Source organism: Chryseobacterium sp. JAH, assembly GCF_001507335.1.
In the GTDB taxonomy this organism is placed as follows: domain Bacteria; phylum Bacteroidota; class Bacteroidia; order Flavobacteriales; family Weeksellaceae; genus Chryseobacterium.
This window is the reverse complement of record NZ_LMAH01000009.1, coordinates 70,346-87,510: the sequence shown is the minus strand read 5'-3', so window position 1 is coordinate 87,510 and position 17,165 is coordinate 70,346. Positions and strand designations below refer to the sequence as shown.

The following is a 17,165-nucleotide window of genomic DNA, read 5'->3' as shown; positions in this document are numbered from 1 at the left end:
CGATTGTTGGGAAAAATTCTGAAAATGTAACGCTCCATTTGTTATCAAAATTTCCGTTTATAATAATTTAGTCAATTCCTTTTTTTAGCTTAAAATTCATCACTTCTTTTTTCTTTGATGTGATATTAATCTTTTCATCTGTTTTAGGAATTCTAATTTGTGTATACCTTCATTAAATTTTTCCCGTGTAATTATTATTGGTGAAGTATCAATGGAATCACCAATAATTTTCATTTTTTGACTGCGGAAAATATCATCAATCTTTACCCGATCTTTTTCCCAAACGATATATTGAATATACTCACCAATCATATTGTTTGTTTTAATTCTAATTCGCACAGAATCACCCACTTTTATATGATTGGTAGGGTTTCCTTTAGAATTTATAAAATAAGCATGGGTAACTTTCTTGTCCTTATCCAATTTTTCAGGCTGAGTAGAAGTTCCTGGGAATATAGCACTATCTCTTTTTGGTTGTTTAGTTGAGTTTGTTACATCCACATTTACCTGACTTGCATTTTGAATTTTCCCATTGTAACTCGCGGTGACATAAAATTCATGGTTGGCACCTTCGCTTTTATCGCCACTCATCATATATTTGTTAGCAATAACTTTCAAAACCTTTTCGTTGGAAAGTAAAGAAATTTATACTTCGGCGATACCTTTTTCATTTACTTTTGCTTTAAAAACCTGGGGAAGTTGATTATTTTTATTGATTGTTTCATGATGACCACCGCCCGCTGCATCATCTTCCCACAATCTAAATTCTACTTCCTGATTAAACATTGCAACACAATGGGCTCTAGCAATCAATGAATCTTTGTAACTCGCCTTATTTGGATCTTTTGCACCTTGGTTGAACAAAACAACTTTATCTATCTTCGGTGTTTTTACAGACCTTGGAATTACCAATATTTCGGCTGCAATTTTCGCTTCAAATCCGTTGGATAACAGTTTTTTTGTCGCCTTATAAACCTGCAATTTAAATTCTATACCAATTACTTTTTCGCCAAATTTAAATGAAACTTTTTGTCCCATTTTTTCAGGTTTTTTGGTAATGTTGATCCAGGATCCCGATTTATTTTTTTTCCAAATATTCCAAACAAATGTAGCATTAGTAACATTAAATATATCTAAAGGATCGCTGAACCCGTAAAATTCTTCTTTTCCCACCATTGGGTTTTGTGTTCCGGTAATCATTTTTTTTCTTTAATTATTCGTAATCTGTACTGTAATCACCTTCTATATCCTCCTTGAATACATCAAAATCCACAATACTATTATACACCTGCTGTTCCTGTGCATCGGCTTTTTCCACATTACTTTTCCCAGCTTCACTTTGTTGTCCGTGCTTCATAATGGTGATTTTTCCACCTGTAGCACACATCAATTCAGAAAGTTCCGTTACGCAGCTTTTGCCCATTTTCCGGAAGGTGCGTAAGCACAGGGATTTCCATTCTTAACAGAGCATGTTCCGAAAGGCATTGCAGGAGGATTGAAAGTGAGATCATCTTCTGTGACGGCTAAATAATCAGCTTTTCCTTCTTCGTCGTTCCAATAATGTTTTTGGTGGCTGGTGACTTTGAAGTTGGGGAATTTTGCGCCTTTGTCACACATTGCCATACCTTTTTGGATGACGAAATATTTGCTGTCATGGCTGCTTAAGCCGCTTTCTTTTTGTTCTTCCTGTTTTTCTTCTTCTGCTTCTTGCTTTTTTTCTTGTGACGGATTTTCCTCTTCAGTTTGTTCTTCTGTTTCATCATCATATCCATTCACAGAATCGACTTCATCTTCATTGGTGTTGTCTTCTTCAGGTGTAGAATTATCAATAAGATATTCAAGATCTTCGGGAATCAAAATTTGAGTTCCTGTGGGAATCTCTCCATGAATAACTTCTTCGTTTGAACAATTCAGATTGTGAAAAGTTTTTAGATAAAATTCATCTTTTATCTGAAATTTTTTCGCAATCTCAGAAAAAGAGTCATTAGGTTGTGTGAGGTAAGTTTTCATCATTATTTTGTGTTAAGTGTAAGGTGTGTTTTTGAAATAATTCGTTTTCAAACCAAATAGAAACTGATGATTTGACTTCTATCAATTGCTTTGAAATCCTATCTGTGAAATAATGAATCTCAATCTCTGCCTCTATAAAACTTTCAGGATCTTCATCTTCAATTCGTATTCCTTTTAACAGTTCTCTTAGGCTGCAATTTTCTATAATTTTTCCTGTAAGAATAGTTTCTACATGATAAATATCTTCATATAGGCTTTCAGTTTTAAATTCAAATTCTATCGGAAAAGAATTTTTATAAATGATGAACTTCTCATTCCAAAAAGATTTATGATGGAGCCATTTCAAATTTGGAAAAATAATTTGATACATCCAATTTGATTGAATTTGCTGTAAAAAATACGCTCCGTTGGAAATATTTTCCTCAAACGTATCAAGATATTTTTTTGAAATTTCCCCAATATAGAAATCTTCAATGTCGTTTCTTTTTGACTTAAATTTTTCGATTACCTTTTGATGCTCAAAACAAGAATCAATAATTCCGTTATCAGAAAGTTGAAATGAAATAGGGTACAGGCTTTTCATACATTCCAAAGACAGAGAAGATATTTTATCATCTGGAATGTTACCATTTTTTGTAAAGTTTTTCAGGTCAATATTTACTACAAAATTCTCGTTCTTTTCTTGAATATTGAGGTTGATGGTATAGTTGAACTTTAAGTTTTCTTTTCCTGGTTGTTCAAAACATTCTTCAATTGAATATTCATTCAAATGAAAATTGGCAAAGTAAGATTCGGTGGGAGCATCTTATGTTGTTGAACTAGATATTCTTCTTCGGTAATAAAACGTGTCGGAATAAGAACAACTTCAATTCCTCTGAGATTCGTTACCCAAAGCTTATTCATCTTGCCACAGTTTTGATTGTGGAATTCTTTCAGATCATTCTCAGAGATGTTGATTCTTCGGGCGAGCGAAGTCAGGGTGTCGTCCGGACGAACTTTGTGCCTGATAAAATTTTGCGGAATCATTGGTGTTTGTTTTTTTCATCACATTAAAGTTAAAAAAGATTTTGCAGGAAATTTGTAGTAGTTCTACGACAAGTGATGTTAAAATTTAAATTTTAACACAAAAAAACCTTCCAAAATAAATTGAAAGGTTAAGTATATTTTTGAATTGAATTTTTACAGTCCGAACTGCTTTGCAAACAAATCCGGGAAAACGCCCAATACAACCAATGAAGCAATAATCACTACCGCGACAATGTTGTAAGTAACCGTTACTTTTTCTGAAGTTTTGAAAGTGGTTTCTTTAAAGAAGAACATGGCAATAATCAGTCTTAAATAATAAGCAATAGAAATTGCCGAACCTAAAACTGCTACGATTACTAAGAAAGTATTGTCATCCTTCGTTAAAGCCTGAGCAAATAATGAGAATTTACCCATAAACCCTGCAGTCAACGGAATTCCTGCCATTGATAACAAAGAAATTGTTGCAACTACAGCCAATAAAGGTTCTGTCTTTGCCAATCCTTTGAAAGCTCCGAAAGAAGTTTCTCTTTTGATTTTTTCTACCCAGATTAAACACATAAAAACTCCTACTGTAGACAGTGAATATGCGAATAAGTAAAATGCTAATGTATACGTAGAAAGTGCATTCATTCCAAAGAACACTAAACCGATATATCCTGCGTGAGATACTGAAGAGTATGCCAACATTCTTTTCGCATTGGTCTGCGCAAGTCCCATTACGTTCGCAAGAACCAAAGTGATGATTAAGAAAACTCCAAGAATATTAATCCATTCAGCGGTTACGCCAGAGAATCCGATGGTCATTAATCTGAATAAAGCGAAGAAACCTGAGATTTTCACCACACTCGCCATGAAAGCCGTAATTAATGAAGGTGAACCTGCATACACATCCGGACTCCACATGTGAAACGGTGCCAAAGCCACTTTAAATGACATTGCACAAAGCATTAGGATTACTCCTAAAATCAACATGATATTTTTCGGATTCGTAATCGTGAATTCCTGAATTCTGTATAAATCGAAAGTTCCTGTACTTCCATAGATAAATGCGATACCAAACAACAGGAAACCTGTCGCAAATGCACCCATCAGGAAGTATTTAATTGAAGCTTCGTTTGATCTTAAATCTGTTTTATTCGCTCCCGCCATCACGTACAACGGTATAGAAAGAATCTCAATTCCTAAGAATAAAGTCACTAAGTTCTGGAAACCGAAAAGGATGATTCCGCCACTTAAAGCGAAAAGCATCAAGGCATATAATTCTGACTGGTGGCTTCTGTGATTGCTGAAAGCAAACCCCCCCAAAAAGAACAGCAGTAAAGTAGTTACCAGAGATATTTTTGTAAACAACGCAGTATTTGCGGTGTAGTCATACATGTGTCTGTACTGCGCGAAGAATGAAGCTTCAGGTAAGAAACTCACATACAAGGCAATGATTAATCCAAAAATCCCAATGTATCTTGCGAATTTTCCTTGCTCAAAAACTCCCGAAAATAACGCAGCAACTGCAGTTAGGAAAACAATAATTAAAACACTCATAATTTATATTTGAGATGAGAAGGTGTAAAGTTTTTAGTTTAAAGTTTTCAGTTCAGTGTTTGAAGTTGAACTTTTTTCCTTTGCTCTTTTTACTTTTTACCTCTTAATTCTTTAATCTTTTACTATTTAAATCTTTTAATGTTAATTAATCATTGAAGCATAAATAAACTTCAGTGAACTACTTACCATATCAATGACCGGCTGAGGAAAAACTCCCAGGACAATTACAAATACTGCAATACTTGCCAATACCGAAAATTCTACTGCTGATAAATCCTTAGCTGTACTTAAAACTGCATCATCGCCCTGTCCGAACATTGCTTTTCCATAGAATCTTAAAAGATAAACTGCACAAAGAATAACAGTAAGACCTGCGATTACTGAAGCCAATACATTAAAGTCGAAGATTGATTTAATCAAAATAAATTCTCCGATGAAACCATTCGTCAACGGAACACCCATTGAACCTAATATGATAATCAGAAACAAAACCGCAAACTTAGGAGCGACTTTCGCCAAACCTCCCATCTGTCTGATGTCTCTTGATTTAAATCTTTTGTATAAAATATCAGCACAGAAGAATAAACCTGCTACGTTGATACCGTGAGCAAATGTCTGTACCAAAGCTCCTTCAGCTCCTTCAATAGTAAATGTTCCTCTTAAAGTAAGCACTGCAGAGGAGAAAATACCTGCCACCATCAATCCGACGTGAGATAAAGAAGAATACGCAATGATTCTTTTCATATCGGTCTGGATAATAGCAATTAAAGCACCATGAACAATTCCTACAATCGCTAAAATAATTACAATCTGTCCGGAAATTCCGAAGATTGCAGTCGGTGTGATCGGAATAAGATAACGAAGTACACCATAGATCGCCATTTTAAGCATAATCCCAGATAACAACATCGATCCCTGAGTAGGAGAGTAAGTATAAGTATCCGGCTGCCAAGTATGGAATGGGAAAACCGGAAGTTTTACTGCAAATGCAAAGAAGATAAACCAGAAAACAACAATCTGCTGAGTTTCACCAAGGTTTGCGTTATACAAATCTGTTAAAGCAAATGATGCTGAATGATTGTAAACGTAAATTAACCCTGCCAACATAAACAGAGATCCTACGAAAGTATAAACGAAGAATTTTGTGGTGAATTCCAGTCTTTTGTTTTCCTGACCCCAAAGCGCGGCGATAAACCAGATCGGAATCAAAGTTACTTCCCAGAAAATGTAGAACAGCAATCCGTCTAAAGCAGTGAAAACACCTACCAATCCGAACTGCATCAGCAAAATCAGACCGTAGAAAGAATTTTTATAGCTTACATTTTCATTAAAAGATGATAAAATAATGATCGGCATCAAAATATTGGTCAGCAATAAAAGAAGCAAGCTCATTCCGTCAATTCCGAAATGAAGGTTACTTTTTATAAACTGTGACCAAGGATAATTGATCTCGTACTGCAATACGCTGTCTACGGTCGGATTAAAATCAAAATCCGAAACAACGTAAAATGTAAGCAGCATTTGAATCAAAGCAATTCCTAATGCCAGGTATTTGCTGGAAGTATTCCTCCATGCAAAGACCAATCCCGAACCTACTAGAGGTAAAAGTAATAATGTTAATAGTAAATAAGACATTATTGTAATATAAAGTTAACAATCAGTATAATTCCCACAGCTAAAGACATGATCAGAATGTAGTTTTCTACATTTCCGTTCTGTACACGCTTCATCGATCTTCCGCTGTCTTCAGCGCCTTCCCCGATGTAGTCTACCAAACGATCCAGAACGCCTTTGTCAAACATTTTTCCGCCACGCCCCAGTCCTTCAACTGTTTTTACAATCAATGCATTGTAAAGTTCGTCAACGTAAAGTTTCTTAGCAGAAAGTTTTTCCCATCCTGTATAATCGTCTTCAGCAATAGCTCTTTTTTTCTTATTTACATAAGTATTTTTCACGATAAACCAAACGGCAAAGAACATGGCAACGGTTGCTCCCAAAAGAATAAATTCTGTGCTTTCTGCTACTCCTGTAAGTGTAGTTTCCATTTGCTTAAAGCTTTCCGGTGTCAGTACCGGTTTCAGCCATTCCATTAATTTAGCATAATGACCGTGACCGATGAAGTGAGGAAGGTTAATGAAACCTCCAAGCACTGAAAAGACAGCCAGAATGATTAACGGTAAAGTCATGTTTAATGGACTTTCGTGTAAATGATGTTTTTGATCCTCCGTACCTCTGAAATCTCCGTGGAAAGTTAAGTAATACAGTCTGAACATATAGGTTGCAGTAACAGCCGCCAAGATGAATAGCATCACCCAGTAAACAGGGTTTTTAGCATAAGCTGCAACTAAAATTTCGTCTTTTGAAATCATCCCTGATAGTAAAGGGAATCCTGAGATCGCTAAAGTTCCGATCAGGAAAGTTGCGTGAGTGATAGGAATATATTTTTTCAAACCTCCCATGAAACGCATATCCTGTTCGTTGCTCATCGCGTGAATGACAGAACCTGCACCCAAGAATAACAAAGCTTTAAAGAAAGCATGCGTCATTACGTGGAACATCGCAGTTGTGTAAGCTCCCAAACCTAAAGCAATGAACATGAAACCTAGTTGTGAAACTGTAGAGTATGCCAATACTTTTTTGATGTCGTTCTGACGAAGTGCATAGAAACCAGCCAAAGCCGCAGTTAAGAATCCAATTAATAAAATTCCGTCCTGTACGGTTGGTGCCAAAGTAAATAAGAAGTTTGATCTTACCACCAAATAAATACCTGCCGTTACCATCGTCGCCGCGTGAATTAACGCAGAAACCGGAGTCGGACCAGCCATCGCATCGGGTAGCCAAGTATATAAAGGAACCTGAGCAGATTTTCCGGTAGCACCGATAAATAAACTCGCGGTGATAAATATGATGATCGTTCCGTCCAGTTCAAATTTCCCTGCGTTTTGAGCGACAGTTAAATAATCAACTGCGTTTGTCTGAGACGCAATCATAAAGATTCCGATCAACAAAGCAAGGTCACCAATTCTGTTCATGATGAAAGCTTTTCTTGCCGCCTTCCCATATTCTTCGTTCGTGTACCAGAAACCGATCAATAAGTAAGAACACAAACCTACACCTTCCCATCCGATGAATAAGATTAAGTAGTTGCTTCCCATTACCAAAAGTAACATCGAGAAGATAAAAAGATTTAAATAAGTGAAAAACTTATAGAAACCTTTATCATGACTCATATATCCGATAGAATAAAGGTGAATTAGAGATCCGATTCCTGTGATGATCATCACCATCATTAATGACAGCTGATCGATCTGGAAACCGAAGTTAATTTGAATTCCGTTGACTCTGAACCATTCAAAAGCTTTTACGATTACAGGCTGACTTTCAGAATCGAAATTCAGAAATAAGCTTACCGCAATACAGAAAGATCCGAAAACAGCAATGGTAGCAAGGCTTCCTACAACTATTTTTGGAAGATTTTTTCCGAATAAACCGTTAATAAGAAAACCTAAAAGTGGTAAAAGTATTATTGCATAGACTAAATTCTCCATTCTTTATCCTCTTAATTTATTAAATATACTCACATCTACAGAACGGGTATTTCTATATAGCATCGCAATAATTGCCAAACCTACAGCAACTTCTGCAGCAGCAACCACCATAATGAAGAAAACTAAAAGTTGTCCGTCACTGTTCCCATTGTATGCTGAAAATGCAGCCAGCAAAAGGTTTACAGAATTAAGCATAAGCTCCACACAACCCAAAATTACAATCGCGTTTTTTCTCAGCAATACTCCCAAAACCCCAAGACAGAACAATACTGAAGAAAGGATTATGAAATATTCCAGAGGGACGCTTTGCATAAAAGTATTTACTTCTCCCATAATTTATAAATCTTTTTTACCGATTAATACCGCACCTACAATCCCTGCTAAAATCAGGATGGAAGCAAGCTCAAACGGCAAAACATATTCGTTGAATAAAAGTCTTCCCAGATTCTTTGTAAGACCAACACCTTTGTCTACGTTTTCTACCACTACATGTTGTTCCTGAACTCCTCTGAAAACACCTAAAACCCCAATTAACAAAAGACCCGCTGTAAAAACTCCGACAAACTTTAAAGTATTGTTCTTCTTACTTTCGTCTTCTTTATTAAGGTTAAGCATCATTAAGATGTAAAGGAATAAAACCATGATCGCACCTGCGTAAACGATGATCTGTATGATGGCCAGAAACTGAGCATTCAGAAGAATGTACATTCCGGCGATTGAAAACATTGTAACAATTAATGACAGAATAGCATATAGAGGATTTCTCGCAAATACGAAGTAAACCGCACTTGACACTGCTAAAAACGCCACCAAGAAAAATAAAAACTGATCCATTATTTTACCGCATTTTTTTGTTTCTCGGACTGTCTTTCTGTGATGTCAATCCTTTCATTAATTTTTTCAACCAATTTATCTTTTCCATAAATGAAAGAACCTCTGTTGGTTTCTACATCCACCAAACGGTCTGTCAGATAAATTGCAGATTTCGGACAAGCCTCTTCACACATACCGCAGAAAATACATCTCAACATATTGATTTCATATACTGATGCATATTTTTCTTCTCTGTAAAGATCTTTTTCTTCTCTTGTTCTTTCAGAAGCGGTCATTGTAATAGCTTCAGCAGGACATGCCACTGCGCACAAACCGCAAGCTGTACATCTTTCTCTGCCTTCTTCATCTCTTTTCAGTACGTGCTGACCTCTCCAGATATCTGCTCTCGGTTTTTGTACTTCCGGATAAGAATAAACATTCGGAGCACGTTTTACAACGGTTCTCACAGCATGCTTAAAAGTAATCCCCATACCTTTGAAAATCGCCGGAAGGTAGATTTTTTCAGCAAGGGTCATTTCTTTATTCGAAACAACTTTTGATCTGTTTGTAAGTTTCATTTAATTATAGATATTAGATGTTAGACGTTAGATTTTAGACTAATCTTGTCTGTTATCTTAATTATTACTATTGTACTTTAAATTGATAATTTAATTTTCAAATTATCTCATTATCAAATTTTCAAATTCTTTCTTAATTACCGAAAGCTAAAATCGCAGCTCCTGTAATCATTAAGTTGACCAATGCCAATGGAATTAAAGTTTTCCATCCTAAGTGCATCAACTGGTCGTATCTGAATCTTGGAAGCGTCCATCTGATCCACATAAAGATCAAAATTCCGACAACCGTTTTCGTTAAAAATGCTACAATGCTTAAAATTCCAGCTGCATTTTCTCCCCAGTTCTGAGTTACCCATTCAATTCCCGGATAGTTGTACCCACCGAAGAAAAGAACTACGATAAATGCATTAGAAATAAACATGTTCACATATTCACCAAACATATACAATCCTAATTTCATTGAAGAATATTCGGTAGAATATCCGGTTACCAATTCAGATTCACACTCAGGTAAATCGAAAGGGTGACGGTTGGTTTCTGCCAAAGCCGATACAAAGAAAATTAAAAATGCCAAAGGCTGGTAAAGTATATTCCAGTTTAATCCGTCTATCTCAAAAAGTCCCCAGATTTTCCCTGAAGTCTGAGTTTCGGTGATTACTTTTAAATCTAAACTTCCAGTCATCATAATGATGGAAAGCAATGCAAGACCCATCGCCAATTCGTAAGAAATCATCTGCGAAGAAGCACGGATGGCACCTAATAATGAGTATTTATTGTTGGAAGCCCAGCCTCCGATCATAATTCCGTAAACTCCTATAGAAGCCATACCAATAATAAACAGTACACCTACATCAATATTAGCCACCTGTAAGTCGAAAGATTCACCACCAATATTCAATGTTTTACCCCAAGGAATTACCGCTCCGGTAATCAGTGAAATAAACATTACCAATGCAGGTCCCAATACAAAAAGGAATCTTTCTGCATTTTGCGGAGTAAAATCTTCTTTAAAGAAAAATTTTCCACCATCTGCAAGAGGCTGCAGTAAACCGAATGGTCCAGATCTGTTAGGTCCGATTCTGTCCTGCATAATTGCCGCAACTTTTCTTTCTGCCCAGGTGGAGTAGGCCGCTATCGTCAATGATAACAGGAAAAGTGCCAGTACAAGTATTAATTTAAATGTAAGTAAATCCATTTTTTATTTGTTTAGATAATAGATATCAGATGCTAGATATCAGATTTAAAATCTGAAGTCTGTTTTCTGAGATCTGATGTCTTTAAAAATTATTTTTCGTCTTTTTCGCTGATTTCTTTCGCCATAGGATTGTCTAAAACTCTTAATTCGTCTTTAGGTTTTTCGTAATGGTTTAATGAAATAACTGAATGTCTGTCGATATGTCTAGGACCTTCAATGTTCCAGTCTGACAATGATTTTCTCTCGAAACGACAAGTGTCACAGATAAACTCTTCAACTTCTCCCCACTGATCTTTTCTTGCAGTAACTCTTACAATCTCGTCACCTTTCATGTAAACCGTAGCTTTTCCAGAACATTTATCACATTTACAAGAAGCGTTCATTGGCTTTGTAAACCAAACTCTGCTTGCAAAACGTGCAGTTCTGTCAGTTAATGCTCCAACCGGGCAAACGTCAATAACGTTTCCGATGAAATCATTATCCAAAGCTTTATTTAAATAAGTAGAAATTTCAGCATGATCTCCTCTGAACAAAATTCCGTGCTCACGCTTACCAGTCAATTGGTTTGCCGCTAAAACACATCTTGCACACAGGATACAACGGTTCATATTCAGTTTGATGTTCGGACCTAAGTCGTCAGCTTCGTATGTATTTCTCTTAAATTCAGTTCTGGTTTCAAGATTTCCGTGCTCGTAACCCAGATCCTGAAGGTGACATTCTCCAGCCTGATCACAAACCGGGCAGTCTAATGGGTGATTCACCAATAAGAATTCGGTAACTGCTTTACGTCCTTCCTGTGCTTTATCAGAAGAAAGGTTTTTTACTTCCATTCCGTCCATCACATTCGTTCTGCAGCTTGCTACCAATTTCGGCATCGGTCTCGGATCTGCTTCCGAACCTTTAGAAACCTCTACCAAACACGTTCTACATCTTCCTCCACTGGCTTCCAGTTTGCTGTAATAGCACATTGCTGGTGGTACAGATTTTCCGCCGATTTGTCTTGCTGCCTCCAAAATAGAAGTTCCAGGCAAAACTTCAGCAGTCTGTCCGTCTATCGTTATTTTAAATTTCTTAACCTCTTCGCTCATATTCTTTCGCTTTATAATGCGCTAAGCAATAGTTCTATTTATTAATTAAAATCAAATTACTTTGATCTTTTTGTCGTGTTAAAAGTATATCCAATTCCAAAATTAAACTGTGCATATACAAAATCCTGAGAAGCTTTATCCGGCTTGTTGTTCAGTGTCGTTTTGATATCTGGCATATTGATGTATCCAAGTTTTCCTTCCGCCTGTAGCACAATATGTTTGATAATCACCACACTCACTGCTCCTCTTGCATCCAATCCGAATCCTGCTAAATGGAATCTGTCACTTCTTTCATTTCCCATCAGCTGAACGTTAGATTTTGGCAATAAAGCACCTAATCCACCTCCATAACTGGCAAAAATAGCAATATGTTTTTTATTTAAAACGTTATGATATTTCTGAGCACCAATATTGATATAATTCAGACCGTCTGTGTGTTCGAATGTCAAAAATTCTCCACTGTTAAGGTCTATTGTTCCACTGTTCACCATTCCTGCATATTTAGGATCATTAATGTATCCTTTCATATTGACAGTCTGATCTTGATCCATCACATATTTCATGTGATCCATTCCTACAGTAATTCCTAGATTATCTTTCGGAAAATAGGTAATCCTGTAATTAACCTGAGGAATTGTGATGCTTCCCGGATTAAAATAGGTTCCCCAATCAAATTTGGTTTGTCTGTCGTTTGCAACTACATTATCCAACTGAAAATCATACCCATCACCTTTAAAGTGAATATCTGATTTTGAATATTTTGCATTATTCCATCCCCAAAACACCAAGAAGCTTCCTTTTTTGAAAACTCTGCTGTTTTCCTCCTGTTGTTGTCCTTTTACATTAACTGAACTGAATCCGATTAATAATAAAAAAACGATTATATTTTTCAATTCTTTAAGACTCTATTAATTACTTGCTGCAACTGGGATAGGGTCTGCATAATTGGCCAATCCGTAGTTTTGAGTTTGACTTAATTCAGGGTTTTTCACATGCCATTCGAATTCATCTCTGAAATGACGAATCGCTGCTGCTACAGGCCATGCTGCCGCATCACCCAATGGACAAATAGTGTTTCCTTCGATTTTTCTCTGGATATCCCAAAGCAAATCGATGTCTTCCATTTTTCCTTCTCCTTTTTCTATCTTCTTTAAAATTTTGTGCATCCATCCCGTTCCTTCACGGCAAGGAGTACACTGTCCGCAACTTTCATGGTGATAAAATCTCGCCAAAGTCATGGTATGTTCTACAACACACTGGTCTTCATCCAAAACGATAAAACCTCCTGAACCCATCATCGTTCCGGTAGCAAAACCACCGTCAGCAAGAGATTCATAGTTCATATATCTTGGTTCACCGTTGACGGTTTTCAATAATAAGTTGGCCGGAACAATTGGAACTGAACTTCCTCCGGGAATACAAGCTTTAAGCTTTTTACCATTTGGAATTCCGCCACAATATTCATCAGAGTAAATGAATTCTTCAACCGTAATGGTCATATCGATTTCGTAAACTCCGGGCTTATTGATATTTCCGCAAGCAGAAATTAATTTTGTACCTGTAGATCTTCCAACTCCTATTTTAGCATATTCAGCTCCCGTAATATCGATAATAGGAACGATGGCTGCGATAGATTCAACATTGTTAACAACCGTTGGTCTTTCCCAAAGTCCTTTTACAGCAGGGAAAGGTGGTTTCAATCTTGGGTTTCCTCTTTTACCTTCAAGAGATTCAAGCAAAGCAGTTTCTTCACCACAGATATAAGCTCCGCCACCTCTCTGAACATAAATTTCGCAGTCGAAACCAGTTCCTAAGATGTTTTTACCTAAAAATCCTGCAGCTTTAGCTTCTTCAATTGCCTCTTCCAAAATATCCGGAATCCAAGAATACTCTCCACGGATGTAGATATAAGAAACATTTGAACCTAAAGTATACGATGAAATCAACATTCCCTCAATCAAAAGATGAGGAAGAAATTCCATTAAATATCTGTCTTTGAAAGTTCCCGGTTCGGATTCATCAGCATTCACTACCAAGTGTCTTGGCACGCCTTCCGGTTTTGCCAGAAAGCTCCACTTCATTCCCGTCGGGAAACCTGCACCACCACGACCACGAAGACCTGAAACTTTTACTTCTTCAAGAATTTCTTCGGGTGTCATTTTTAAAGCTTTTTCTGCTGCTGTGTAACCTCCCTGTTTACGGTAAGTTTCAAAGTAGCGGATGCCTTCAATGTGTGCGTCTTTAAGTAAAAGTTTTTTACTCATTTTTAATTATGCTTTTAGCATTTAGCTGCTGGCTTTTGACCTTTGCACTTCGACAAGCTCAGTGTAACAGCTTCGCGCTTTTTTAAATTAGTTTAAAATTTATTTAGCCCAGATCAACTTGTCCTTCTCTGCAAAGATCAAGGATTTCGTCCACTTTCTCTATGGTTAAATTTTCGTGATAGAACTTTCCTAACTGTAACATTGGAGCGTATCCACATGCACCAAGACATTCAGCTGGTTTCAAGGTAAACATTCCATCAGCAGTAGTTTCGCCGTCTTTGATGTTCAGTTTTGTTCTGATGTGGTCTAATATTTTTTCGCTTCCACAAACCATACAAGGTCCGGTTCTGCAAACTTCCAAGACATATTTACCAACCGGTTTCATATTGAACATGGTATAGAAAGTAGCTACTTCATATACTTCAATTGGTTTAATACTCAATAATTCAGCAACATAATCCATCACAGGAACGTCTAACCAACCTCCGAATTCTTTCTGTGCAATGTGAAGCACAGGAAGAAGAGCAGATTTTTGTCTTCCCTCAGGGTATCTTGCCATAATTTTATGGACCTGCTGTAAACTTTCCGGTTTAAAAGCTATTGTTTCGCTCATTTTTTATCTCTTAGATTAAAGAGTAAAGAACAAAGAAAAAAGATTCTCGGGTTCTATATTCTAAATTCGTTTTATATTGGCGACGAAAGTCTTTCATCTTTCGTCTTTTTTCTAATATCTAAATTATGCGTCTAATTCTCCCGCAATAATATTCATACTACACATGGTTACGATTGCATCAGAAATAACAGAACCTGTAATCATTTCAGGATAAGCCTGATAATAAATGAAACAAGGTCTTCTGAAGTGCAGTCTGTAAGGCGTTCTTCCACCATCACTCACCAAGTAGAATCCTAATTCTCCGTTTCCGCCTTCTACTGCGTGGTAAACTTCACCTTTCGGAACATCAGTTTCTCCCATTACAATTTTGAAGTGGTAAATCAACGCTTCCATTTTTTGATAAACATCTGCCTTTTCAGGAAGATAGAAGTCAGGAACATCCGCGTGGAATGGACCTTCAGGAAGATTGTCGTAAGCCTGGTTGATAATTTTTAATGATTCCCAGATTTCCTGCTGACGAACCATAAATCTGTCGTAAGTATCACCTGCAGTTCCTACAGGAATAATGAAGTCAAAATCTTCGTAAGAAGAATAAGGTTCTGCAACTCTTACATCATAATCTACACCTGCTGCACGTAAATTCGGACCTGTAAACCCATAGCTTAAAGCTCTTTCCGCAGAAATTGCTCCTGCACCGATGGTTCTGTCCATAAAGATTCTGTTTCTTTCCAACAACTGTCCGAATTCCGCAAATCTTGCCGGGAAAGTTTTTAAGAAATCTTTCAACAACTCATGGAATTTTGGAGTGAAATCTCTTTCAAAACCTCCGATTCTTCCCATGTTGGTCGTCATCCTCGCACCACAAATCTGCTCATACATATCGTAAATACGCTCTCTTTCGATGAACATATACGTCAAACCTGTAATAGCACCTGCATCCATTCCGGTTACGCCGTTACAGATCAAGTGATCACCGATTCTTGCCAATTCCATTAAAATAACACGCATATAATCTACACGCTTTGGAACTTTGATACCGATGAGTTTCTCAACCGTCATGTGCCATCCTAAGTTATTGATGGGAGCAGAACAGTAGTTCATACGGTCAGTAAGAGTAGTGATCTGAGAATAGTTTCTTCTTTCAGAAATTTTCTCAAAAGCTCTGTGAATATAACCAACGGTCTGCTCAGCATGAAGAATTCTTTCTCCATCCATCGTCAACACGTTCTGGAAAATTCCGTGTGTTGCAGGGTGAGTAGGACCAAGATTCAGGGTGTATAATTGCCCGTCAATCTGTTCTTTACTTTCGTGTTGGTTAAGTATATTAGATAATGAGTTATCTTTCATAATATATAATTGATAATTGATAGGAGATAATTGATCAAACATCAATCATCATTAATCATTTATATTTTTTTTTATCTTCCGAACATTGCATCGTCCTTATCGGTTCTAGTACCGTCTTCAAGTCGATATTCTTTCAACATAGGGTGGTATCCAAGATCTTCCATATTTAAAATAGGTCTAAGATCCGGGTGACCTTTAAATTTAATTCCGTAGAAATCAAAAGTTTCTCTTTCCATCCAGTTGGCTCCTGCATACAATTCAGTCAGAGAATCTACTTCGATGTTTTCTCTTGACATGAAAATCTTTAAACGCAATCTGAAGTTGGTCATCATGTTTTGTAAATGATACACTACACCAATTTCTTTTTCAGGAAATTCAGGGTAATGGATTCCACAAACATCGGTAAGGAAATTTATTTCTAGCGAAGAGTCTTTCAAATAATGAATGACCTTTTTGATATCCTCTTTTTTAACCTCAATCGTCAGCATACCATAAGGTTCTGAACTTGAAATTACAGTTTCCGGAAATTCTCTCGTAATTGCTTCTAATACAAATTCGTTCGTCATTCTCTTAGTTGCTAATGTTATAAGAGTCTAGTAAATGCTGATATTCCGGTGTATCTCGTCTTCTGATACTTTCGCTTTCTGCCAAAGCCTGAACCTGCATTACACCTTCAATAATCTGCTCCGGTCTTGGCGGGCATCCCGGAACATAAACATCTACCGGAATAATTTTGTCAATTCCCTGTAAAACAGAATAGCTGTCGAAAATACCACCGCTTGAAGCACATGCTCCAACAGCAACCACCCATTTTGGCTCAGCCATTTGCGTGTATACTTCTTTTAAAACAGGGCCTAATTTTTTAGATATAGTTCCGCAAACCATCAGCATATCTGCCTGTCTTGGTGAGAAAGAGTTTCTTTCCATACCAAATCTTGATGCGTCATACGTAGGGTTTAGCGTTGCCATGAATTCGATACCACAACAAGAAGTTGCAAAAGGTAATGGCCAAAGTGAAAACTTTCTTGCCATACCGATCACACTGCTCAGTTTTGTTGCGAAAAAACCTTCTCCTTCAAATCCTTCGGGAGCTGGTGCATCTGTTCTTATAATTGGTTTTTGATCTGACATTTTGTTGATTTTA

20 protein-coding genes are annotated in these 17,165 nt (G+C 36.9%); all 20 read right to left on the bottom strand.

All coding sequences use genetic code 11. The features are described from left to right. Positions 1–99 precede the first annotated feature (99 nt). Positions 100–618, bottom strand: a complete 519-nt coding sequence (locus AR685_RS16175) for a hypothetical protein (protein WP_228376454.1) — start codon at positions 616–618, stop codon at positions 100–102. A 27-nt stretch (positions 619–645) separates the two neighbouring features. Then, positions 646–1,200, bottom strand: coding sequence for a hypothetical protein (locus AR685_RS16170; RefSeq protein WP_059125199.1), 555 nt, complete (start codon positions 1,198–1,200; stop codon positions 646–648). Between the two features lie 13 nt (positions 1,201–1,213). After that, the gene (locus tag AR685_RS18285) at positions 1,214–1,423 is read right to left on the bottom strand and encodes a DUF4280 domain-containing protein (RefSeq protein ID WP_228376453.1); all 210 of its coding nucleotides are present in this window, start codon (positions 1,421–1,423) and stop codon (positions 1,214–1,216) included. Beyond that, positions 1,405–2,013 (bottom strand): DUF4280 domain-containing protein, encoded by a 609-nt coding sequence (locus tag AR685_RS16165; protein WP_228376452.1) that lies wholly within the window; start codon positions 2,011–2,013, stop codon positions 1,405–1,407. The genes AR685_RS18285 and AR685_RS16165 overlap by 19 nt, the downstream gene beginning before the upstream one ends. Further along, positions 1,985–2,779 carry a hypothetical protein gene (locus AR685_RS16160; protein ID WP_059125198.1) on the bottom strand — a complete coding sequence of 265 codons (795 nt, stop codon included), beginning with the start codon at positions 2,777–2,779 and terminating at the stop codon, positions 1,985–1,987. Before AR685_RS16160 ends, AR685_RS16165 begins: the two co-directional genes overlap by 29 nt. Beyond that, positions 2,776–3,036, bottom strand: a complete 261-nt coding sequence (locus tag AR685_RS16155; protein WP_059125197.1) for a LysM peptidoglycan-binding domain-containing protein — start codon at positions 3,034–3,036, stop codon at positions 2,776–2,778. Before AR685_RS16155 ends, AR685_RS16160 begins: the two co-directional genes overlap by 4 nt. Positions 3,037–3,189: 153 nt before the next feature. Next, on the bottom strand, positions 3,190–4,575 hold the full coding sequence (locus AR685_RS16150; protein ID WP_059125196.1) for an NADH-quinone oxidoreductase subunit N: 1,386 nt from the start codon (positions 4,573–4,575) through the stop codon (positions 3,190–3,192). Positions 4,576–4,716: 141 nt separating this feature from the next. Beyond that, a complete protein-coding gene (locus tag AR685_RS16145; protein WP_059125195.1) occupies positions 4,717–6,210 on the bottom strand; it encodes a NuoM family protein in 1,494 nt (497 codons plus the stop codon). After that, the gene (gene nuoL, locus AR685_RS16140; RefSeq protein ID WP_047447240.1) at positions 6,210–8,123 is read right to left on the bottom strand and encodes an NADH-quinone oxidoreductase subunit L; all 1,914 of its coding nucleotides are present in this window, start codon (positions 8,121–8,123) and stop codon (positions 6,210–6,212) included. The genes AR685_RS16145 and nuoL overlap by 1 nt, the downstream gene beginning before the upstream one ends. Positions 8,124–8,126: 3 nt before the next feature. Further along, the gene (gene nuoK / locus AR685_RS16135) at positions 8,127–8,456 is read right to left on the bottom strand and encodes an NADH-quinone oxidoreductase subunit NuoK (protein ID WP_047447237.1); all 330 of its coding nucleotides are present in this window, start codon (positions 8,454–8,456) and stop codon (positions 8,127–8,129) included. A 3-nt stretch (positions 8,457–8,459) separates the two neighbouring features. After that, entirely contained in the window at positions 8,460–8,957 is a 498-nt protein-coding gene (locus AR685_RS16130; RefSeq protein ID WP_047447235.1) for an NADH-quinone oxidoreductase subunit J, read from the bottom strand. Then, entirely contained in the window at positions 8,957–9,514 is a 558-nt protein-coding gene (locus tag AR685_RS16125; protein ID WP_047447230.1) for a NuoI/complex I 23 kDa subunit family protein, read from the bottom strand. Before AR685_RS16125 ends, AR685_RS16130 begins: the two co-directional genes overlap by 1 nt. A gap of 133 nt (positions 9,515–9,647) precedes the next feature. Further along, a complete protein-coding gene (gene nuoH, locus AR685_RS16120) occupies positions 9,648–10,709 on the bottom strand; it encodes an NADH-quinone oxidoreductase subunit NuoH (protein WP_059125194.1) in 1,062 nt (353 codons plus the stop codon). An 89-nt stretch (positions 10,710–10,798) separates the two neighbouring features. Next, a complete protein-coding gene (locus AR685_RS16115) occupies positions 10,799–11,797 on the bottom strand; it encodes a 2Fe-2S iron-sulfur cluster-binding protein (RefSeq protein WP_059125193.1) in 999 nt (332 codons plus the stop codon). Between the two features lie 56 nt (positions 11,798–11,853). Beyond that, positions 11,854–12,690 carry a hypothetical protein gene (locus tag AR685_RS16110; RefSeq protein WP_059125192.1) on the bottom strand — a complete coding sequence of 279 codons (837 nt, stop codon included), beginning with the start codon at positions 12,688–12,690 and terminating at the stop codon, positions 11,854–11,856. A 15-nt stretch (positions 12,691–12,705) separates the two neighbouring features. Beyond that, complete coding sequence (gene nuoF, locus AR685_RS16105; protein ID WP_059125191.1) at positions 12,706–14,061, bottom strand: NADH-quinone oxidoreductase subunit NuoF; 1,356 nt, start codon at positions 14,059–14,061, stop codon at positions 12,706–12,708. Between the two features lie 103 nt (positions 14,062–14,164). Next, the gene (nuoE, locus tag AR685_RS16100) at positions 14,165–14,674 is read right to left on the bottom strand and encodes a complex I 24 kDa subunit family protein (RefSeq protein ID WP_047447219.1); all 510 of its coding nucleotides are present in this window, start codon (positions 14,672–14,674) and stop codon (positions 14,165–14,167) included. 123 nt (positions 14,675–14,797) lie between these two features. Beyond that, complete coding sequence (gene nuoD, locus AR685_RS16095) at positions 14,798–16,021, bottom strand: NADH dehydrogenase (quinone) subunit D (RefSeq protein WP_047447218.1); 1,224 nt, start codon at positions 16,019–16,021, stop codon at positions 14,798–14,800. Positions 16,022–16,092: 71 nt separating this feature from the next. Next, entirely contained in the window at positions 16,093–16,587 is a 495-nt protein-coding gene (locus AR685_RS16090) for an NADH-quinone oxidoreductase subunit C (protein WP_047447217.1), read from the bottom strand. A gap of 4 nt (positions 16,588–16,591) precedes the next feature. Further along, positions 16,592–17,152, bottom strand: coding sequence for an NADH-quinone oxidoreductase subunit B (locus AR685_RS16085; protein ID WP_047447216.1), 561 nt, complete (start codon positions 17,150–17,152; stop codon positions 16,592–16,594). Positions 17,153–17,165: the final 13 nt, after the last annotated feature.